Below are 19,528 nucleotides of genomic sequence, written 5' to 3' on the forward strand. Positions count from 1 at the left end.
TCAGTCAGGCTCAGCCGCGCGCAATAACCGCAGCGTCAGCTTCGACCTTTTCGGCCGCTTTCTGGCGGATCAGCTTTTCCAGCTCGTCCACCAGATTGTCATTCGTCAATTTCTGCGACGGTTTGCCGTCGATGTAAATCAGGTTTGGCGTGCCACCGGTCAAGCCGATATGGGCTTCCTTGGCTTCGCCGGGGCCGTTGACCACACAACCGATCACCGCGACATCCAGCGGCACCAGCAGGTCTTCAAGGCGCCCTTCCAGCTCATTCATGGTCTTCACCACATCAAAGTTCTGCCGCGAGCAGCTCGGGCAGGCGATGAAGTTGATGCCACGGGAACGCAGATGCAAAGACTTGAGAATGTCGTAACCGACCTTCACTTCCTCGACCGGGTCGGCCGCCAGCGAGATGCGGATAGTATCGCCAATCCCCTCGGCGAGCAGCATACCTAGGCCCACGGCGGATTTCACTGTGCCCGAACGCAATCCACCGGCTTCGGTGATGCCCAGGTGCAGCGGCTGAACGATTTCTTTCGCCAGCAGGCGGTAGGCTTCAACGGCCATGAACACGTCGGAGGCCTTCACGCTGACCTTGAAGTCCTGGAAATTCAGGCGCTCCAGGTGTTCGACGTGACGCAGGGCGGACTCGACCAGCGCGGCCGGCGTCGGCTCGCCGTATTTCTTTTGCAGGTCTTTTTCCAGCGAACCGGCGTTAACGCCGATGCGGATCGGGATCCCGCGATCACGCGCGGCATCGACCACCGCACGAACACGGTCTTCGCGACCGATGTTGCCCGGGTTGATACGCAGGCAGTCCACACCCAGTTCGGCCACGCGCAGAGCGATCTTGTAGTCGAAGTGGATGTCGGCAACCAGCGGCACCTTGACCAGTTGCTTGATCTTGCCGAACGCCTCGGCAGCGTCCATGTCCGGCACCGACACGCGAACGATGTCGACGCCAGCGGCTTCCAGACGGTTGATCTGCGCAACAGTGGCGGCCACGTCATTGGTGTCGCTGTTGGTCATGCTCTGCACCGCGATCGGCGCATCGCCGCCCACCGGTACGTTGCCGACCCAGATCTTGCGCGAAACGCGACGTTTGATTGGAGATTCGCCGTGCATGACTTATTGACCCAACTTCAGGCGAGCAGTCTCGCCACTGGTGAACGGAGCGATATCGACCGGCTGGCCGTTGTAGCTGACCTGTGCGGCACGAGCTACGCCCAGACGTACGTTAAGCGGCGGCTTGCCGGAAACGGTGACGCTGTCGCCTTTATGCTTGAGACCACTGAAGATCACTTTGCCACGACCGTCGGTCACTTGTGCCCAGCAATCGGCGCTGAACTGCAGTTGGACCTGACCGTCGCCAGCCGCCGGAGCAGCCGCTTCTGCGGTTGGCGCGGCGGTCGCGGGTGCTACCGGTGCAGTGGTGGTCGGTGCTGGAGTCGCCGGAACGTTTGGTGCCGGAGTAGCCGGACTAGCGACAACCGGCGCTGGCGTATGAGCCGGGGCGGTTGACGTAGCGGCCGGAGCCACCGGTGCTGCTGGAGCAGTCGCTGGCGCGGCGCCTTCGGCACCGGTCGATTCAGCGGTTGTTTCAGACTGAGGCAGTGCCAACGCTGTAGAAGTATCGGCCTGATTCTCTTCGACAGCCTGGTCTTCCGGCTCGTCGATCGGGTGAATCTGGGTGGTACCGTCAGCCCCTTCGACTTCAACGTGTTCAGGCGCCAGAGACGTCAGGTCCTTGGTGCGCTGCGAAGTCTGATCCTGCCACCAGACGAAACCGCCGCCGATGACCGCGATCAGCAACAGCAGGCTGACAATCCGCAAAATGGTGTGGGAAACCCGCACCGGCTCTTCGATACGACCCAAAGCGTGAACGTTACTGCCCTGGGAGTCGGTGCCGGTGGACTGGTCGAACTGTTGAACCAGAACGGTCTGGTCCATGCCGAGCAATTTGGCATAGGCGCGAATGTATCCGCGAGCGAAGGTGTGCCCCGGCAGCTTGTCGAAAGCGCCGGCTTCAAGATTGCTCAGGGAAGTCACGGTGAGGTTGAGCTTGAGGGCCACTTCGGCCAGCGACCAGCCATTGCTTTCGCGGGCCTGGCGCAAGGTCTCACCGGGGTTAACGCGATTCGCTGCTACAACTTCGGGATGCGCCGCTTTCATCATTGCTCCGACAGGTATTGCTGATATTCCGGCGTACCGGGATAGAGTCGTTTTAATTGCAGGCCATAACTGGCGGCCTTGTCGCGATCTTCAAACACTTTTGCCAGCCGAACGCCGAGCAATAGACTACGTGCATTTTGTTCGGTCAGCAGGCTGAAACGGTCGTAATAGTCACGCGCGGGCACATAATGCCTGTCTTCGAAGGACAACTCAGCCATTTCCAGCAAAGCGCGAGGTTGTTGGCGGTTCAGGCGCAACGCCTTTTCCAGCTGCTGCTGCGCCAGATCACGCTGACCGAGCTTCGCTGCCGTCATGCCGAGGTTTTCGAACACACGCGAGCGCTCAGGATACAGGGTATCGGCGGCGGCCTGTTCAAAACGCTCGTAGGCTTCTTTATAACGCTGTTGTTCGTAGAGAAAACTGCCGTAGTTGTTGAGGATGCGCGCATCGGCAGGACGGGAGGACAAAGCCTTGCGGAAGTGTTCGTCGGCCAGCTCGGGCTCCATTTCTGACTGGAACACCAAGCCGAGGGCCGCATTGGCATCCGGATCGGAACCGTCGATCTCCAGCGCCTTCTTCAGCGGCACCTTGGCCCGCTCGGTCATGCCTTGCTGCAAGTACCCCAGCCCCAACTGCACATAGGCAGCCCGCGCTTCATCGCGGCCCTTGCTGGTCTTCATCGGGTTGTAGTCACCCGACAGGACACAACCAGCACACAGGCTGGCCAACAGCAACAGCAGCGCAAAGCGCAGGGACATAGAGATCCTCTCTTAGTTAGTGTTCGCGGCGTTCTGTGCCAGATCGCTGTCGGCGCTCAACTCGCGCACGGCGATGTAACGTTCGCTGCGACGGGTGCGATCCAGCACCTGCCCTACCAATTGACCACATGCAGCGTCGATGTCTTCACCACGGGTGGTGCGGACAGTGACGTTGAAACCGGCCTGATGCAACTGATCCTGGAAACGACGGATCGCGTTGTTGCTCGGACGCTCGTACCCGGAATGCGGGAACGGGTTGAACGGAATCAGGTTGATCTTGCACGGGATATCTTTCAGCAGCGCGATCATTTCGACGGCGTGCTCGACCTTGTCGTTGATGTCCTTGAGCAAGGTGTACTCGATGGTCAGCACACGCTTCTCGCCAAGGGCGGACATGTAGCGCTGGCACGACTCGAGCAGCATCTTAAGCGGATATTTCTTGTTGATCGGCACCAATTGGTTACGCAATGCGTCATTCGGTGCGTGCAGGGACAACGCCAAGGACACGTCGATGTGCTTGGCCAGCTCATCGATCATCGGCACCACACCCGAGGTGGACAGGGTTACGCGGCGCTTGGAGATCCCGTAGCCGAGGTCATCCATCATCAGATGCATGGCGGCGACGACGTTGTCGAAGTTCAGCAGCGGCTCACCCATGCCCATCATCACCACGTTGGTGATGGCACGGTCGACGGTTGCCGGGACACTGCCGAAAGATTTGTTGGCAATCCACACCTGACCGATGACTTCGGCGGCGGTGAGGTTGCTATTGAAGCCTTGCTTGCCGGTGGAGCAGAAACTGCAATCCAGGGCACAGCCTGCCTGGGACGAAACGCACAGAGTGCCGCGTTTGCCCTGGGGAATGTACACGGTCTCGACGCAGCTGCCGGACGCCACGCGCACCACCCACTTACGGGTGCCGTCGCTGGAGATGTCCTCGCTGACCACTTCCGGACCACGGACCTCAGCAATAGCCTTGAGCTTGTCGCGCAAGGCCTTGCTGACGTTCGTCATGGCGTCGAAATCATCGACACCAAAGTGGTGAATCCATTTCATTACCTGACCGGCACGGAAACGCTTCTCCCCGATTGAGTCGAAGAATTTTTCCATTTCCTGTTGAGTCAGACCCAGCAGGTTGGTTTTTACAGTCGATGTAGTCATGGATTCACCTTCACTCTTAAGCCAATGCTTAGCGAGTGGTTACTTCAGTAGCTGCGAAGAAGTACGAGATTTCACGAGCAGCTGCGGCTTCGGAGTCCGAACCGTGAACAGCGTTGGCGTCGATGGAATCAGCGAAGTCAGCGCGGATGGTGCCGGCAGCAGCTTCTTTAGGGTTGGTAGCGCCCATCAGCTCACGGTTCAGAGCGATAGCGTTTTCGCCTTCCAGAACCTGAACTACAACAGGACCGGAGATCATGAAAGCAACCAGGTCGCCGAAGAAACCACGAGCGCTGTGCTCAGCGTAGAAGCCTTCAGCTTCGGCTTTGGACAGTTGCTTCAGTTTCGAAGCTACAACGCGCAGGCCTGCTTTTTCGAAACGGGTGGTGATTTCGCCGATGACGTTTTTTGCAACAGCGTCAGGCTTGATGATGGAGAAAGTGCGTTGAACAGCCATGGTGTAACTCCAGAAACGGTAATTTGCGAAAAATTAAACCCGCGAATTATACGCGGGTTCTTGGGTATTGCCTAACCTGCGAGGACGATCAGTCCAATTCTTCAGCCCAGAGCGTCTGAACCGCTTCCAACACCTTCTCGCCGACACGGCCAGAGGTATTGTCAAAATCCGGCAGTTCTTTGATCCATTGCTGCAAGTCGACGAAATTGACAGAAAACGGATCTACACCCGGCTTGGCCTCGGCCAATTCTTCTGCAATACGTTGAACATCATTCCAACCGTAGCTCATGACAGTCTTACCAGTCAGTGCGGCGCTTCAGCCGCATGGTTAAGCGAATATTTCGGAATTTCGACGGTGATGTCTTCTTCACCAACGATAGCCTGGCAAGCCAGACGCGACTGCGCTTCCAGACCCCAGGCGCGATCGAGGAAGTCTTCTTCCAGCTCGTCAGCCTCTTCCATCGAGTCGAAACCCTCGCGGATGATGCAGTGGCAAGTGGTGCAAGCACACACGCCGCCGCAGGCGCTTTCCATCTCGATGTGGTGTTCGTGGGCCAGTTCGAGAATCGATGTGCCGGGCGCAGCCTCGACCACCATGCCTTCAGGGCAGAACTTCTCGTGGGGCAGAAAAATGACCTGCGGCATCAGATATCCTCGATTTCATTCAGGTTGCGCCCCGATAGAGCGGCTTTCACCGTCAAATCCATGCGGCGGGCAGCAAAAGCATCGGTCACTTGCGACAGACGCTTGGTCTGCTGCTCGATGGCGTAACCATCGGTACCTTTCATCAGTTCAGCCAGTTCCTGCAGCTGCAGGTCGATGACCATGCGCTCTTCGGCGTCGAGCAATCGCTCGCCATCAACCTCCAGAGCGCCCTGCACCGCCTCGATCAGGCGCTGGGCATCGACTTGCTGCTCGCGCAAAACGCGGGCGACTTTATCGTCATTGGCGTGCTGGAACGAATCTTTGAGCATTTTGGCGATTTCGCCGTCGGTCAGACCGTAGGACGGTTTGACCTGAATGCTCGCCTCAACGCCTGAACCCAGTTCACGGGCAGAAACGCTGAGCAGACCGTCGGCATCGACCTGGAAGGTCACGCGAATCTTCGCCGCACCGGCGACCATAGCCGGAATGCCGCGCAATTCGAAGCGCGCCAGCGACCGGCAGTCGCTGATCAGCTCGCGCTCACCCTGCAACACGTGGATCGCCATGGCCGACTGGCCGTCTTTATACGTAGTGAAATCTTGTGCGCGAGCGACGGGGATGGTGGTGTTACGCGGAATCACCTTCTCCATCAGGCCACCCATGGTTTCCAGCCCCAGGGACAGCGGAATCACGTCGAGCAGCAGCAGCTCGCCGCCATCGCGCTTGTTGCCAGCCAGGGTGTCGGCCTGGATCGCGGCACCGATGGCCACCACTTGATCCGGATCGATTTCAGTCAGCGGCTGACGACCGAAGGCTTCGGCAACGGCTTCGCGAACGCGCGGAACGCGCGTCGAACCGCCAACCATCACCACGGCGTGCACGTCTTCCAGCTCGATGCCGGAATCGCGAACGGCGCGGCGGCAGGCTTTCAGGCTGCGCGCGACCATTGGCTCGATCAGCGCATCGAAGGCTTCGCGAGTCAGCGGCGCTTTCCAGTCGCCATAGGCCACTTCAACGCTGGCCGCATCGGTCAGGGCTTCTTTGGCCGCGCAAGCGGTTTGCAGCAGATTACGTTGTGCGCCCGGATCGAGATCAGCGGACAAGCCCGCGCTCTCGATGATCCAGCCGGCAATCGCATGATCGAAGTCATCACCGCCCAGCGCGCTGTCGCCGCCAGTGGCCAGAACCTCGAAAACACCGCCGGTCAGACGCAGAATGGATATATCGAAGGTGCCGCCACCGAGGTCATAAATCGCGACCAGGCCTTCAGCGTGTTGATCCAGACCGTAGGCCACAGCGGCTGCGGTTGGCTCGTTGAGCAGGCGCAGCACGTTGAGACCGGCGAGTTTCGCCGCATCTTTAGTGGCCTGGCGCTGAGCATCATCGAAGTAAGCAGGAACGGTGATCACCGCGCCAACCAGTTCGCCACCCAGGGTCGCTTCAGCGCGCTGACGCAGGACCTTGAGGATATCGGCGGAGACTTCGACCGGACTCTTCGGGCCCTGCACGGTGTCGATGAACGGCATGTGCGACTCGCCACCGACAAAGCGGTATGGCAGTTGCTCGCCCAATTGCTTGACGTCGGACAGACCACGACCCATCAAGCGCTTGACCGACAGCACAGTGTTCAAAGGATCGGACGCGGCGGCCAGCTTGGCCGACTCGCCGACTTCGACGCGATCGGCGTGGTAACGCACAGCGGACGGCAGGATGACCTGCCCGTTTGCGTCGGCCAACGGTTCGGAAAGACCACTGCGCAACGCAGCGACCAGCGAATTGGTAGTGCCCAAGTCGATACCCACAGCCAGACGACGCTGGTGCGGTTGAGGACTTTGGCCGGGTTCGGCGATCTGCAGTAGGGCCATCGTGATCAGGACTTATCTGTATATCAGGCGTGCGACCGGAGCGGCACTGGGTTAATCGTCGAGGCGCTCTTCTAACTGGCGCACTTCGTAGGTGAGCTTGTCGAGGAACTGCATGCGCCGCATCAGGCGTTCGGCCTGTTCGCGTTGCGCTGCATCATCCCAACAGGCTGCGAAGCTTTCATTGAGTTCTTCCTGAGCCACTTTCAAGCGCCGCTTGAACACCGCGACGCCGTCGAGGTCGGCACTGTCCTGGAGGTCTTCAAGTTCTTCGCGCCATTGCATCTGCTGCAGAAGAAACTCGGGATCATGGACGGTGACTTCCATCGGCACTTCATGCCCGCTGATGGTCAGCAGGTAGCGCGCGCGCTGGGCCGGACTCTTGAGCGTCTGATAGGCGTCGTTGAGCCGTGCAGACTGTTCGAGCGCCGACCGCTGTTCACGCTCGGAAGCGTCGGCAAAGCGGTCAGGATGAACGCCGCGCGCCAACTCACGATAGCGCGTGGCCAACTGCTCGAGATCCAGACGGAAACTCGGTTGCAGCTCGAATAAAGCGAAATGACAAGGAATACCCACGACAAGCCTCAGATGTTGAAGCTTTCGCCGCAGCCACACTCACCGCGTACGTTGGGGTTGTTGAACTTGAAGCCTTCGTTCAACCCTTCCTTGACGAAATCGAGCTCGGTGCCGTCCAGGTAAGCGAGGCTTTTCGGGTCGATGATCACTTTTTCGCCGTGACTCTCGAACACCTGATCCTCTGCAACCACCTCGTCGACAAACTCCAGCACGTAGGCAAGGCCGGAACAGCCTGTGGTGCGAACACCCAGACGAATCCCTTCACCTTTGCCGCGCCCGTCGAGGGAGCGCCGCACGTGTCGAGCAGCCGCTTCTGTCATGCTGATAGCCATCGGTGACTCCTTACTCGTCGCCAAATCCAGAAAGTCAGATCAAGCCTTTCTTCTGCTTGTAATCGCGAACAGCCGCTTTGATAGCGTCTTCAGCCAGTACCGAGCAGTGAATCTTCACTGGCGGCAGGGCCAGTTCTTCGGCCAGCTGAGTGTTCTTGATGGTTTCGGCTTCGTCCAGGGTCTTGCCCTTCATCCACTCGGTGGCGAGGGAGCTGGAAGCGATAGCCGAACCGCAGCCGTAGGTCTTGAACTTGGCATCTTCAATGATGCCGGCGTCGTTGACCTTGATTTGCAGACGCATAACGTCGCCGCATGCCGGAGCGCCGACCATGCCGGTGCCGACATCAGGATCTTCCGCGTTCATCTTGCCGACGTTGCGCGGGTTTTCGTAGTGGTCGATGACCTTTTCGCTGTAAGCCATGATTCTAATCCTCACTCATCAGGGCCGCTCTTGAGACCCTGCAACTGCGCTGCGTAAACCGCCGCGTCGCTACAGGATCTGTATCTGGCGGCTTCTATATTTAGTGTGCCGCCCACTCGATTTTCGAGATATCGACGCCGTCTTTGTACATGTCCCACAGCGGCGACAAAGCGCGCAGCTTGGTAACGGCCTCGCAGACTTTCTGCGCGGCGTAGTCGATTTCTTCTTCGGTGGTGAAACGGCCGAAGGTGAAGCGGATCGAGCTGTGTGCCAGTTCGTCGTTGCGGCCCAGGGCGCGCAGCACGTACGAAGGCTCCAGCGACGCCGAGGTGCACGCCGAACCGGACGATACCGCCAGATCCTTGAGTGCCATGATCAGCGACTCGCCTTCAACGTAGTTGAAGCTCAGGTTCAGGTTGTGCGGAACGCGGGCGGTCAGGCTGCCGTTGACGTACAGCTCTTCCAGATGCTCGACCTGCTTGTAAAAACGGTCGCTCAACGCTTTGATACGGACGTTTTCGGCAGCCATGTCTTCTTTGGCCACACGGAACGCTTCACCCATGCCGACGATCTGGTGGGTCGCCAGGGTGCCGGAACGCATGCCACGCTCGTGACCGCCGCCGTGCATGGTCGCTTCGATGCGCACACGCGGCTTGCGGCTGACGTACAGCGCGCCGATGCCTTTAGGGCCGTAGGTTTTGTGGGCGGAGAACGACATCATGTCGACTTTCAGTTTCTGCAGGTCGATCTCGACCTTGCCAGTGGACTGAGCAGCGTCGACGTGGAACAGAACGCCCTTGGCGCGGAGCATCTCGCCGATCGCGGCGATGTCGTTGACGGTGCCGATTTCGTTGTTCACGTGCATCACGGAGACCAGAATGGTGTCTTCGCGCAGTGCAGCTTCAATCATGGCCGGAGTGATCAGGCCGTCTTCAGTTGGCTCGAGGTAGGTCACTTCGAAACCTTCACGCTCCAGTTGGCGCATGGTGTCGAGGACAGCCTTGTGCTCAATTTTCGAGGTGATCAGGTGCTTGCCCTTGGAGCCGTAGAAATGTGCCGCACCTTTGATTGCCAGGTTGTCGGACTCAGTGGCACCGGAGGTCCAGACGATTTCGCGCGGGTCGGCGTTGACCAGATCGGCCACCTGACGACGGGCGTTTTCGACGGACTCTTCAGCCTTCCAGCCGAACACGTGGGAACGGGACGCCGGGTTACCGAAGTTTCCGTCGACCAGCAGGCATTCACTCATTTTTTGCGCAACACGCGGATCAACCGGGGTGGTCGCAGAGTAATCAAGGTAAATCGGCAATTTCATGGACTATCTCCTAAATCAGGGCTGGCGTGCCGCTAGCTCTCTGGCTGTCATTCGACGGCGGACGCTTCAATCTTGTCCAGGCGTGGCGCCTTGCTGTTGCAACGGCGCTGGTCCTGACGCTGGGCTACTTCTTGCACCTCACGGCGAGTCACAAGATCAGCCAAGCTGATACCACTTAGAAATTCGTGAATCTGCAGGCTCAAATCGCACCACAGATGATGGGTCAGGCAGGTGTCGCCGGAATGGCAATCGCCCTGGCCCTGGCATTTGGTGGCATCAACCGATTCGTTTACCGCATCGATCACCTGCGCGACCTGGATGCCCTGCATGTCGCGGGACAACTGGTAGCCACCACCGGGACCGCGAACGCTGGAAACCAGGTTGCTGCGGCGCAGCTTGGCGAACAGCTGTTCGAGGTAGGACAGGGAGATGCCTTGGCGCTCGGAGATATCGGCCAGGGACACCGGCCCGTCCTGCGCGTGCAACGCCAGGTCAAGCATGGCGGTCACGGCGTATCGGCCTTTTGTAGTCAGTCGCATGGACAGTTACCACGGAGTTCAGAATGGGGCGAGTATGCAATTCCCGAGTATTTAAGTCAACTTTAAGACCTAGTACTTTAGTCAGGTTTACCCGCAAAAGAGCGCGCGCATCATAGCAAAGGCTGGCGGCATGCAGCCAGCGGTACCGCGTTATCGTTCTTCGCGAGTAAACTCGCTCCCACAAGGGCAATACATTCCAATGTGGGAGCGAGCTTGCTCGCGAAGGGAGCGGCGCGGTTTAGCTAGCCTGACTCTGATCCTTATCCTTCACACAGGCGAAATCTTCTTCACGCAGCTCAGGCAGATCTTTCGCACAGTAATTGCTGCCCAGATCCTTCAGCGCGCCGCACATCCCTTCCAGCCGTCCGTCCACCGCTTGCAGGTGGTCGAGCAACTGACCAATGGCGCGCGCCACCGGGTCGGGCATGTCTTCGCTGACGCCATAGGCATCGAAGCCGATCTTCTCAGCCATGGCCTTGCGCTTGGCATCTTGCTCTTCGTCGGACTTGACGATGATGCGCCCCGGGATCCCCACAACAGTGGCGCCCGGCGGCACTTCCTTGGTGACCACAGCGTTCGAACCGACTTTGGCACCGGCGCCGACCGTGAACGGGCCGAGCACTTTGGCGCCCGCCCCCACGACAACTCCGTCACCCAAGGTCGGGTGGCGCTTGCCTTTGTTCCAACTGGTGCCACCCAGGGTCACGCCCTGATAAATGGTCACGTCATCGCCAATCTCAGCCGTTTCACCAATAACGATGCCCATGCCATGATCGATAAAGAAGCGACGACCGACCTTGGCCCCCGGATGAATCTCGATCCCGGTCAGCCAGCGACCGAAGTTCGACACCAGCCGCGCCAGCCATTTCAGCTCGTTGCGCCAGAGCATGCCGGCCAATCGATGAATCCAGATCGCATGCATGCCGGGGTAGCAGGTCAGGACTTCAAAAGCGTTACGCGCCGCCGGGTCTCGATGGAATACGCTCTGGATATCTTCACGCAAACGCTCAAACATCATTTAGTCCTTCCGCTTAAGAAGCTCGCCACGGGCCGCTTTTTGGGTTTCCGTGAGGATGCCACGCAAAATATTCATTTCCGCTCGACTGACCGAGCTGCGTCCGTACAACCGGCGCAGGCGCGCCATCAAGTGTCGCGGTTTTTCCGGATCGAGGAATTCGATGGCAACCAGTGTCTGCTCCAGGTGCTCATAAAAGCGCTCCAGCTCATCCATGGTCGCCAGCTCGGCGCTTTTCACCGAGGCCACTTCTTCTTTCTCGATCTTGCTCGGCTGACCTTGTGCGGCCAGCCAGGCCATGCGCACTTCATAGCTCAACACCTGCACCGCCGCGCCAAGGTTCAGCGAGCTGAACTCAGGGTCGGAGGGGATGTGCACGTGAAAGTGACATCGCTGCAGCTCTTCGTTGGTCAGGCCTGAATCTTCACGGCCGAACACCAGGGCGATTTCGGCGCCCTGCCCGGCCTCCTCGACCACTTTCGTACCGCACTCGCGCGGATCCAGCAGCGGCCAAGGGATTCGACGGTCACGGGCGCTGGTGCCGAGCACCAGATTGCAGCCGACCAAGGCGTCTTCCAGGGTGGCGACGACTTGTGCGTTTTCAAGGATGTCACCGGCACCGGAGGCGCGAGCATCGGCCTCGTGATGCGGAAACAGGCGCGGTTCGACCAGCACCAATCGCGACAGACCCATGTTTTTCATGGCGCGCGCGGCCCCGCCGATGTTGCCGGGGTGGCTGGTATTGACCAGGACGACACGAATGTTCTGCAGCAAGGGAGGCGCTCTCGGACACAGGAAAGGGGTGCAAATCTTACAGAACAGCCTACCGTTAAGCTATGAAAGCGAACAGCGTCCTTCACCTGAAGAAAAGTTCTGATAGAATGCGCGGCTTTCTTTAACAACCTTAGGTGACACATCCATGCAGCCCATGCTGAATATCGCGCTGCGCGCCGCCCGCAGCGCCAGTGAACTGATCTTCCGCTCCATCGAGCGCCTGGATACCATCAAGGTCGACGAAAAAGACGCCAAGGATTATGTATCCGAGGTCGATCGCGCCGCCGAACAGAAAATCATCGACGCCCTGCGCAAGGCTTACCCGAATCACTCGATCCAGGGTGAAGAGACTGGCCTGCACGCCGGCACCGGCATCGAAGGCGAAGAGTACCTGTGGATCATCGATCCACTGGACGGCACCACCAACTTCCTGCGTGGCATTCCTCACTTCGCTGTCAGCATCGCCTGCAAATACCGCGGTCGCCTGGAACACGCTGTTGTTCTGGATCCGGTTCGTCAGGAAGAATTCACCGCCAGCCGTGGTCGCGGCGCTCAACTGAACGGTCGTCGTCTGCGCGTCAGCGGTCGCACCAGCCTCGACGGCGCCCTGCTGGGTACCGGCTTCCCGTTCCGCGATGATCAGATGGACAACCTCGACAACTACCTGGGCATGTTCCGCGCCCTGGTTGGCCAGACTGCCGGTATCCGCCGTGCCGGTTCGGCGAGCCTGGACCTGGCTTATGTGGCTGCCGGTCGTTTCGACGCGTTCTGGGAATCGGGTCTGTCCGAGTGGGACATGGCTGCAGGCGCCCTGCTGATTCAAGAAGCCGGCGGCCTGGTGAGCGACTTCACCGGCGGTCACGACTTCCTTGAAAAAGGCCATATCGTTGCCGGCAACACCAAATGCTTCAAGGCAGTCCTGACGGCGATCCAACCGCACCTGCCGGCTTCGCTGAAGCGCTAAGCTTCACGCGAAACGAAAAAAGCACCCTTCGGGGTGCTTTTTTTATGCCTGGAATTCGTCACCTGCCACACCACGGGACCAATGTAGGAGTGAGCCTGCTCGCGATAGCGGTGTATCAGCCACCACCTGCATTGAATGATGAATAGCTATCGCGAGCAGGCTCACTCCTACAGGGGATTTGTTGTGCAGCCTAAATGGCGGGCACAAAAAAGCACCCCGCAGGGTGCTTCTTGTTAAAACAGTCGGTATTTACTGACCCGGCTCATTCTGCGACAGAATCAGCTTGCCTTCCTTGTCGACCGGAATCTGGTTGCCCGGATCGCGATCCATCCGCACCTTGCCTTCCTTGCCATCGAGCGAGTAACGCACGTCGTAACCGACGACTTTGTCGCTGATGTCATTGACCGTGTTGCAGCGGGTTTGCGTGGTGGTGTAGGTGTCACGCTCTTGCATGCCTTCCTGCACCTTGTTACCCGCATAACCGCCACCGACCGCACCGGCCACCGTGGCAATCTTCTTGCCGGTACCGCCGCCAATCTGATTACCCAGCAAACCACCTGCCAGCGCACCGACGACGGTACCGGCAATCTGGTGTTGATCTTTAACCGGTGCCTGACGAGTCACTGTCACGTCCTTGCACACTTCACGTGGAGTCTTGATCTGTGTTTTAACCGGTTCAACGGCCAATACTTGCGCATACTCAGGGCCGCTTTTAACCAGGCTGTAGGTGGCAACAGCACCCCCGGCAGTCACACCGACAGCACCCAATACCGCACCAACCAGCAACGACTTGTTCACATGAACCTCCTGACCATCACATGCGGGACGCGCCCGCGCTTCTCCCAGCCTTGGAGCATAAAAAAAGGCGCGAGTTCAACTCGCGCCTTTCTTGGGCTGACAGCCGGGAAAACGATGGCCGTTATGGACGGTCGTCGACTTCCTTCTCGGTGTTGGCCGGAGGAATCAGATCCTCGGTGGTCAGGTTCAGCCAGATCAGCACCACGTTAGCGATGTAGATCGACGAGTAGGTACCCGCCAGAACACCGATAAACAGCGCGATCGAGAAGCCGAACAGGTTGTCACCGCCGAAGAACAGCAGCGCGGCGATCGCCAGCAAAGTCGAGATCGACGTCGCCATGGTGCGCAGCAGGGTCTGCGTGGTCGAGATGTTGATGTTCTCGATCAACGTTGCTTTGCGCAGCACACGGAAGTTCTCACGAACCCGGTCGAATACCACGATGGTGTCGTTCAGCGAGTAACCGATGATCGCCAGCACCGCCGCCAGTACGGTCAGATCGAAAGTGATCTGGAAGTACGACAGGATGCCGATGGTCACGATCACGTCGTGAATCAGCGAAACAATGGCACCGACCGCGAACTTCCACTGAAAGCGGAAAGCCAGGTAGATCAGGATGCCGCCGAGCGCCAGCAGCATGCCGAGGCCGCCCTGGTCGCGCAGTTCTTCACCGACCTGCGGGCCGACGAACTCGACACGCTTGACCGTTGCCGGGTTGTCGCCACCGACCTTCAGCAGCGCTTCCGCCACCTGATGGCCCAGTTGCGGGTCTTCACCCGGCATGCGCACCAGCAGATCGGTGGTTGCACCGAAGCTTTGCACGATGGCTTCGTGGTAACCCGACGTCGCCAGTTGCTCACGCACCTTGGTGACGTCGGCCGGACGCTCGTAGGTCAGCTCGATGAGCGTACCGCCGGTGAAGTCCAGACCCCAATTCATGCCCTTGGTGGCGACGCTGAAAATAGCCAGCAACGTGAGAAACACTGTGACGCCGAACGCGAAGTTGCGAACGCCCATGAAGTTGATTGTACGTAACATGGCAGCCCCTTAAATCCACAACTTCTTGAAGTCACGTCCGCCGAAGATCAGGTTGACCATTGCGCGGGTCACCATGATGGCCGTGAACATCGAGGTAAAGATCCCGAGGGACATGGTCACTGCGAAACCTTTGACCGGGCCGGTGCCCATGGCAAAGAGAATCCCGCCGACCAACAACGTAGTCAGGTTGGCGTCGAGAATCGCGGTGAATGCCCGGCCGAAGCCTTCGTTGATTGCACGCTGCACGGTCATACCGGCGGCGATCTCTTCACGGATCCGCGAGAAGATCAGCACGTTGGCGTCGACCGCCATACCCATGGTCAGCACGATACCGGCGATACCCGGCAGGGTCAGCGTTGCACCCAGCAGCGACATCAGGGCCAGCAGCAACACCATGTTCACTGCCAGTGCGACAGTGGCGATGATGCCGAAGAAGCGGTAGATGGCGATGATGAACAGCGACACGAACAGCATGCCCCACAGCGAAGCGTCGATACCTTTGGTGATGTTGTCAGCACCCAGGCTCGGGCCGATGGTGCGCTCTTCAGCGAAGTACATTGGTGCGGCCAGACCACCGGCACGCAGCAGCAGCGCCAGTTCGGACGACTCGCCCTGACCGTTCAGGCCAGTGATGCGGAACTGAGCACCCAGCGGCGACTGAATGGTCGCCAGGCTGATGATCTTCTTCTCTTCTTTGAAGGTTTGCACCGCAACGTCTTTCTCGACGCCATCAACCACTTGCTTGGTGTAAGTGGTGACCGGACGCTGCTCGATGAAGATCACCGCCATGCTGCGACCGACGTTCGAACGAGTAGCGCGGCTCATCAGCTCGCCACCGTGACCATCCAGCCGGATGTTCACTTCAGGTGTGCCGTGCTCGCCGAAACCGGCCTTGGCGTCGGTCACCTGGTCACCGGTGATGATCAAACCACGTTCGATCTGCGCTGGCGGACGATTGCCTTCACGGAACTCGAAGGTTTCGGAGGTGGCTTTCGAAGCACCTGGCTCAGCAGCCAGACGGAACTCAAGGTTGGCCGTCTTGCCGAGAATACGCTTGGCTTCGGCAGTGTCCTGCACGCCCGGCAGCTCAACCACGATGCGGTTGGCGCCCTGACGCTGAACGATCGGTTCGGCAACACCCAGCTCGTTGACGCGGTTACGTACCGTGGTCAAGTTCTGCTTGATGGAGTATTCACGGATTTCCGCCAGCTTGGCCGGGGTCATCGCCAGACGCAGCACCGGTTGACCGTTGAGGTCGGCCGGAACAATGTCGAAATCGTTGAAATTCTTGCGGATCAGTGCACGGGCCTGTTCGCGGGAGTCTTCATCACTGAAGCCCAACTGAATGGCACCGCCCAGTTGCGGCAGACTGCGATAGCGCAGCTTCTCTTTACGCAGCAGGCTCTTGACGTCGCCTTCGTAGACTTTCAGGCGTGCATCGAGGGCTTTATCCATGTCCACTTCCAGCAGGAAGTGCACACCACCGGACAAGTCCAGACCCAGCTTCATCGGGTGCGCGCCCAGGTTGCGCAGCCATTGCGGGGTGGTCTGTGCCAGGTTCAGCGCGACGACGTAGTCATCACCCAACGCCTTGCGCACAACGTCTTTGGCCGGCAGCTGATCTTCAGCCTTGCTCAGACGGATCAGACCGCCCTTGCCGTTGGCGGCCAGCGTGGCTGCCTTGACGTTGATCCCGGACTCCTTGAGCGCAGTGCTCACACGATCCAGATCAGCCTGATTGACTTGCAGCGCAGTGCTTGCACCGCTGACCTGAATGGCCGGGTCATCAGGATAAAGATTCGGAGCGGAATAAATCAGACCGACCGCCAGCACCGCCAGGATCAGAATGTATTTCCACAGAGGATATTTGTTCAGCATCACGCCGCCCGTTATGAACGCGGGGCGCCTTGCGCGCCCCGTCGATTGAGTAGAAGTTGTTGCTTCAGATCGCTTTCAGCGTGCCTTTTGGCAGCGTGGCGGCGATGGCGCCTTTCTGGAACTTCATTTCGACAGTGTCGGAAACTTCCAGAACCACGAAGTCATCGGCCACTTTGGTGATCTTGCCGGCGATACCGCCAGTGGTCACAACTTCGTCACCTTTCGCAAGGCTGCTCAGCAGGTTCTTCTGCTCTTTGGCGCGCTTGGCCTGTGGACGCCAGATCATCAGGTAGAAGATGACCAGGAAGCCGACCAGGAAAATCCACTCGAAACCGCCGCCCATTGGGCCGGCAGCAGCCGGTGCAGCCGCGTCAGCCATGGCGTTAGAGATAAAAAAGCTCATTTAGCACTCCAGTTGCAAATGTTGAATCTTGGGGTCAGAAAACTCAGTCCAAAGGCGGAACGGGGAGCCCGCGTTTGGCGTAGAAGGCATCGACAAAGGCGGCCAATGTACCCTGTTGAATAGCCTCGCGCAAACCAGCCATCAGCACCTGATAATGGCGCAAGTTATGGATGGTATTGAGCATGCTTCCCAGCATTTCGCCGCACTTGTCCAGGTGATGCAGATAAGCGCGGGAGAAGTTCTGGCAGGTATAGCAATCGCAGGTCGGATCCAGCGGCGATTCATCATGGCGATGGAACGCGTTACGGATCTTCAGCACGCCGGTATCAATGAACAGATGCCCATTGCGGGCATTACGGGTTGGCATCACGCAATCGAACATGTCCACACCGCGGCGCACACCCTCAACCAGATCTTCCGGTTTGCCAACGCCCATAAGGTAACGAGGTTTGTCAGCCGGCATCATGCCTGGCAGATAATCCAGCACTTTGATCATTTCGTGCTTCGGCTCGCCCACCGACAGACCGCCAATGGCCAGGCCATCGAAGCCGATCTTGTCGAGGCCTTCGAGCGAGCGCATGCGCAGATTCTGGTGCATGCCGCCCTGAACGATGCCGAACAGCGCCGCGGTGTTTTCACCGTGGGCATTTTTCGAGCGCTGCGCCCAACGCAGCGACAGTTCCATCGATACGCGCGCGACGTCCTCATCAGCCGGGTACGGCGTGCATTCGTCGAAAATCATCACGATGTCGGAGCCGAGGTCGCGCTGCACCTGCATCGATTCTTCCGGGCCCATGAACACTTTGGCGCCGTCGACCGGGGAGGCGAAGGTCACACCCTCCTCCTTGATCTTGCGCATCGCGCCGAGGCTGAACACCTGAAAACCACCGGAGTCGGTGAGGATCGGGCCTTTCCACTGCATGAAATCGTGCAGGTCGCCGTGTTCCTTGATCACTTGAGTGCCAGGACGCAGCCACAAGTGAAAGGTGTTGCCGAGAATGATTTCTGCGCCGGTGGCAACGATGTCACGCGGCAACATGCCCTTGACCGTGCCGTAAGTGCCCACCGGCATGAACGCCGGGGTCTCGACGGTGCCACGCGGGAAGGTCAGGCGACCACGCCGGGCCTTACCATCGGTGGCCAGAAGTTCAAAGGACATGCGACATTCGCGACTCATTCTGTTTCCTCTGGGCCGGTTTCTTTAGGGGCAGTAGGTGCGGGATTACGGGTGATGAACATCGCATCACCGTAGCTGAAAAAGCGGTAGCCGTTGTCGACGGCGGCCTTGTAGGCGGCCATGGTCTCGGGATAACCGGCAAATGCCGAAACCAGCATCAACAGCGTCGATTCCGGCAAATGGAAATTGGTCACCATGGCATCAACCACATGGAACGGTCGGCCCGGGAAGATAAAGATATCGGTGTCGCCACTGAACGGCTTGAGCACGCCATCGCGCGCGGCACTTTCCAGCGAACGCACGCTGGTGGTGCCTACCGCAATCACCCGACCACCGCGCGCACGGCACGCCGCGACCGCATCGACCACATCCTGGCCGACTTCCAGCCACTCGGTGTGCATGTGGTGATCTTCAAGCTTCTCCACGCGCACCGGCTGGAACGTCCCCGCGCCCACGTGCAGCGTGACGAACGTGGTCTCGACGCCCTTGGCGGCAATCGCCTCCATCAGCGACTGATCGAAATGCAGCCCCGCCGTCGGCGCCGCTACCGCGCCCAGACGCTCGGCGTACACGGTCTGATAACGCTCGCGATCCGAGCCTTCGTCCGGGCGGTCTATATAAGGAGGCAACGGCATGTGCCCGACGCGATCAAGCAGCGGCAACACTTCTTCAGCGAAGCCCAGCTCGAACAACGCATCGTGACGCGCAAGCATTTCGGCCTCGCCACCGCCGTCGATAAGGATCTTCGAACCCGGCTTCGGCGACTTGCTGGAGCGCACGTGGGCCAGCACGCGGTGCGTATCGATCACCCGCTCAACGAGGATTTCCAGCTTGCCGCCCGAGGCTTTCTGCCCGAACAGCCGCGCCGGAATCACCCGGGTATTGTTGAACACCATCAAATCGCCCGGGCGCAAATGCTCGAGCAAATCAGTGAATTGACGGTGTGCGAGGGCGCCGCTCGGCCCGTCAAGGGTCAGCAGGCGACTACCGCGACGCTCGGCCAAAGGGTGGCGGGCGATCAGCGAATCAGGGAGTTCGAAAGTAAAGTCAGCAACGCGCATGATGGGGTTCGTCTAGCAGGGGCCGGAAGTCTAGCCGAAATAGTGAAAATTCTCTATGTACCTGATTGACCGACGGTAATCTCATCTCTATACTTCGCCGCCATTGAGCCCTGATGGCGGAATTGGTAGACGCGGCGGATTCAAAATCCGTTTTCGAAAGGAGTGGGAGTTCGAGTCTCCCTCGGGGCACCA

22 protein-coding genes and 1 tRNA gene are annotated in these 19,528 nt (G+C 59.1%); 2 read left to right on the forward strand and 21 right to left on the reverse strand.

The features are described from left to right. Positions 1–10: 10 nt before the first annotated feature. The 15 genes from ispG to trmJ form a co-directional block, all read right to left on the reverse strand. On the reverse strand, positions 11–1,120 hold the full coding sequence (ispG, locus tag ACZZ0G_RS05990; RefSeq protein ID WP_003227888.1) for a flavodoxin-dependent (E)-4-hydroxy-3-methylbut-2-enyl-diphosphate synthase: 1,110 nt from the start codon (positions 1,118–1,120) through the stop codon (positions 11–13). A 3-nt stretch (positions 1,121–1,123) separates the two neighbouring features. Next, on the reverse strand, positions 1,124–2,167 hold the full coding sequence (locus ACZZ0G_RS05995; protein WP_463555618.1) for a RodZ domain-containing protein: 1,044 nt from the start codon (positions 2,165–2,167) through the stop codon (positions 1,124–1,126). Further along, positions 2,167–2,925, reverse strand: a complete 759-nt coding sequence (gene pilW / locus ACZZ0G_RS06000; protein WP_007916880.1) for a type IV pilus biogenesis/stability protein PilW — start codon at positions 2,923–2,925, stop codon at positions 2,167–2,169. The genes ACZZ0G_RS05995 and pilW overlap by 1 nt, the downstream gene beginning before the upstream one ends. A gap of 12 nt (positions 2,926–2,937) precedes the next feature. After that, positions 2,938–4,086: a dual-specificity RNA methyltransferase RlmN gene (gene rlmN, locus ACZZ0G_RS06005; protein ID WP_025109218.1), complete on the reverse strand. Its 1,149-nt coding sequence runs from the start codon at positions 4,084–4,086 to the stop codon at positions 2,938–2,940. Positions 4,087–4,114: 28 nt separating this feature from the next. Continuing rightward, entirely contained in the window at positions 4,115–4,540 is a 426-nt protein-coding gene (gene ndk / locus ACZZ0G_RS06010; RefSeq protein WP_007916882.1) for a nucleoside-diphosphate kinase, read from the reverse strand. Between the two features lie 88 nt (positions 4,541–4,628). Then, positions 4,629–4,829 (reverse strand): Fe-S cluster assembly protein IscX, encoded by a 201-nt coding sequence (gene iscX, locus ACZZ0G_RS06015; RefSeq protein WP_008084655.1) that lies wholly within the window; start codon positions 4,827–4,829, stop codon positions 4,629–4,631. A gap of 14 nt (positions 4,830–4,843) precedes the next feature. Continuing rightward, the gene (fdx, locus tag ACZZ0G_RS06020; RefSeq protein WP_007916885.1) at positions 4,844–5,185 is read right to left on the reverse strand and encodes an ISC system 2Fe-2S type ferredoxin; all 342 of its coding nucleotides are present in this window, start codon (positions 5,183–5,185) and stop codon (positions 4,844–4,846) included. Continuing rightward, positions 5,185–7,050, reverse strand: a complete 1,866-nt coding sequence (gene hscA / locus ACZZ0G_RS06025) for a Fe-S protein assembly chaperone HscA (protein WP_141128382.1) — start codon at positions 7,048–7,050, stop codon at positions 5,185–5,187. Before hscA ends, fdx begins: the two co-directional genes overlap by 1 nt. A gap of 51 nt (positions 7,051–7,101) precedes the next feature. Then, positions 7,102–7,623, reverse strand: coding sequence for a co-chaperone HscB (hscB, locus tag ACZZ0G_RS06030; protein WP_008084660.1), 522 nt, complete (start codon positions 7,621–7,623; stop codon positions 7,102–7,104). Positions 7,624–7,631: 8 nt separating this feature from the next. Then, a complete protein-coding gene (gene iscA, locus ACZZ0G_RS06035) occupies positions 7,632–7,955 on the reverse strand; it encodes an iron-sulfur cluster assembly protein IscA (RefSeq protein WP_003227904.1) in 324 nt (107 codons plus the stop codon). Between the two features lie 34 nt (positions 7,956–7,989). Then, a complete protein-coding gene (gene iscU / locus ACZZ0G_RS06040; RefSeq protein WP_007916892.1) occupies positions 7,990–8,376 on the reverse strand; it encodes a Fe-S cluster assembly scaffold IscU in 387 nt (128 codons plus the stop codon). A 100-nt stretch (positions 8,377–8,476) separates the two neighbouring features. Further along, positions 8,477–9,691, reverse strand: coding sequence for an IscS subfamily cysteine desulfurase (locus ACZZ0G_RS06045; RefSeq protein WP_007916899.1), 1,215 nt, complete (start codon positions 9,689–9,691; stop codon positions 8,477–8,479). A 47-nt stretch (positions 9,692–9,738) separates the two neighbouring features. Further along, complete coding sequence (iscR, locus tag ACZZ0G_RS06050; protein WP_463555619.1) at positions 9,739–10,230, reverse strand: Fe-S cluster assembly transcriptional regulator IscR; 492 nt, start codon at positions 10,228–10,230, stop codon at positions 9,739–9,741. A gap of 238 nt (positions 10,231–10,468) precedes the next feature. Further along, complete coding sequence (cysE, locus tag ACZZ0G_RS06055) at positions 10,469–11,245, reverse strand: serine O-acetyltransferase (protein ID WP_026000547.1); 777 nt, start codon at positions 11,243–11,245, stop codon at positions 10,469–10,471. A gap of 3 nt (positions 11,246–11,248) precedes the next feature. After that, the gene (gene trmJ, locus ACZZ0G_RS06060) at positions 11,249–12,019 is read right to left on the reverse strand and encodes a tRNA (cytosine(32)/uridine(32)-2'-O)-methyltransferase TrmJ (RefSeq protein ID WP_108226533.1); all 771 of its coding nucleotides are present in this window, start codon (positions 12,017–12,019) and stop codon (positions 11,249–11,251) included. Between the two features lie 145 nt (positions 12,020–12,164). Here trmJ and suhB point away from each other — a divergent pair, with 145 nt between their 5' ends. Then, a complete protein-coding gene (gene suhB, locus ACZZ0G_RS06065) occupies positions 12,165–12,983 on the forward strand; it encodes a type III secretion system regulator SuhB (protein ID WP_016773320.1) in 819 nt (272 codons plus the stop codon). Positions 12,984–13,232: 249 nt separating this feature from the next. On the opposite strand, the gene ACZZ0G_RS06070 is transcribed toward suhB, so the two are convergent. The 6 genes from ACZZ0G_RS06070 to queA all read right to left on the reverse strand — a co-directional run bounded on the left by ACZZ0G_RS06070 (position 13,233) and on the right by queA (position 19,336). Further along, positions 13,233–13,781 carry a glycine zipper 2TM domain-containing protein gene (locus ACZZ0G_RS06070; protein ID WP_007956693.1) on the reverse strand — a complete coding sequence of 183 codons (549 nt, stop codon included), beginning with the start codon at positions 13,779–13,781 and terminating at the stop codon, positions 13,233–13,235. 121 nt (positions 13,782–13,902) lie between these two features. Continuing rightward, positions 13,903–14,817: a protein translocase subunit SecF gene (gene secF / locus ACZZ0G_RS06075; RefSeq protein ID WP_463394993.1), complete on the reverse strand. Its 915-nt coding sequence runs from the start codon at positions 14,815–14,817 to the stop codon at positions 13,903–13,905. Between the two features lie 9 nt (positions 14,818–14,826). Continuing rightward, on the reverse strand, positions 14,827–16,695 hold the full coding sequence (secD, locus tag ACZZ0G_RS06080) for a protein translocase subunit SecD (protein WP_322844707.1): 1,869 nt from the start codon (positions 16,693–16,695) through the stop codon (positions 14,827–14,829). A 64-nt stretch (positions 16,696–16,759) separates the two neighbouring features. After that, positions 16,760–17,098, reverse strand: coding sequence for a preprotein translocase subunit YajC (gene yajC, locus ACZZ0G_RS06085; protein ID WP_003227923.1), 339 nt, complete (start codon positions 17,096–17,098; stop codon positions 16,760–16,762). A gap of 43 nt (positions 17,099–17,141) precedes the next feature. Then, on the reverse strand, positions 17,142–18,257 hold the full coding sequence (tgt, locus tag ACZZ0G_RS06090) for a tRNA guanosine(34) transglycosylase Tgt (RefSeq protein WP_163004910.1): 1,116 nt from the start codon (positions 18,255–18,257) through the stop codon (positions 17,142–17,144). Between the two features lie 14 nt (positions 18,258–18,271). Then, entirely contained in the window at positions 18,272–19,336 is a 1,065-nt protein-coding gene (gene queA / locus ACZZ0G_RS06095; protein WP_463555620.1) for a tRNA preQ1(34) S-adenosylmethionine ribosyltransferase-isomerase QueA, read from the reverse strand. Positions 19,337–19,443: 107 nt separating this feature from the next. On the opposite strand from queA, the gene ACZZ0G_RS06100 reads away from it, so the two are divergent. Beyond that, positions 19,444–19,528 (forward strand) — tRNA-Leu (locus tag ACZZ0G_RS06100).

The sequence above is a fragment of the Pseudomonas sp. AC169 genome, assembly GCF_979258515.1.

Coding starts and splice junctions, on each gene's coding strand:
- ispG (WP_003227888.1), bottom strand. CDS start 1,120: ATGCACGGCGAATCTCCAATCAAACGTCGCGTTTCGCGCAAGATCTGG.
- ACZZ0G_RS05995 (WP_463555618.1), bottom strand. CDS start 2,167: ATGAAAGCGGCGCATCCCGAAGTTGTAGCAGCGAATCGCGTTAACCCC.
- pilW (WP_007916880.1), bottom strand. CDS start 2,925: ATGTCCCTGCGCTTTGCGCTGCTGTTGCTGTTGGCCAGCCTGTGTGCT.
- rlmN (WP_025109218.1), bottom strand. CDS start 4,086: ATGACTACATCGACTGTAAAAACCAACCTGCTGGGTCTGACTCAACAG.
- ndk (WP_007916882.1), bottom strand. CDS start 4,540: ATGGCTGTTCAACGCACTTTCTCCATCATCAAGCCTGACGCTGTTGCA.
- iscX (WP_008084655.1), bottom strand. CDS start 4,829: ATGAGCTACGGTTGGAATGATGTTCAACGTATTGCAGAAGAATTGGCC.
- fdx (WP_007916885.1), bottom strand. CDS start 5,185: ATGCCGCAGGTCATTTTTCTGCCCCACGAGAAGTTCTGCCCTGAAGGC.
- hscA (WP_141128382.1), bottom strand. CDS start 7,050: ATGGCCCTACTGCAGATCGCCGAACCCGGCCAAAGTCCTCAACCGCAC.
- iscA (WP_003227904.1), bottom strand. CDS start 7,955: ATGGCTATCAGCATGACAGAAGCGGCTGCTCGACACGTGCGGCGCTCC.
- iscU (WP_007916892.1), bottom strand. CDS start 8,376: ATGGCTTACAGCGAAAAGGTCATCGACCACTACGAAAACCCGCGCAAC.
- ACZZ0G_RS06045 (WP_007916899.1), bottom strand. CDS start 9,691: ATGAAATTGCCGATTTACCTTGATTACTCTGCGACCACCCCGGTTGAT.
- iscR (WP_463555619.1), bottom strand. CDS start 10,230: ATGCGACTGACTACAAAAGGCCGATACGCCGTGACCGCCATGCTTGAC.
- cysE (WP_026000547.1), bottom strand. CDS start 11,245: ATGTTTGAGCGTTTGCGTGAAGATATCCAGAGCGTATTCCATCGAGAC.
- suhB (WP_016773320.1), top strand. CDS start 12,165: ATGCAGCCCATGCTGAATATCGCGCTGCGCGCCGCCCGCAGCGCCAGT.
- secF (WP_463394993.1), bottom strand. CDS start 14,817: ATGTTACGTACAATCAACTTCATGGGCGTTCGCAACTTCGCGTTCGGC.
- secD (WP_322844707.1), bottom strand. CDS start 16,695: ATGCTGAACAAATATCCTCTGTGGAAATACATTCTGATCCTGGCGGTG.
- yajC (WP_003227923.1), bottom strand. CDS start 17,098: ATGAGCTTTTTTATCTCTAACGCCATGGCTGACGCGGCTGCACCGGCT.
- tgt (WP_163004910.1), bottom strand. CDS start 18,257: ATGTCCTTTGAACTTCTGGCCACCGATGGTAAGGCCCGGCGTGGTCGC.
- queA (WP_463555620.1), bottom strand. CDS start 19,336: ATGCGCGTTGCTGACTTTACTTTCGAACTCCCTGATTCGCTGATCGCC.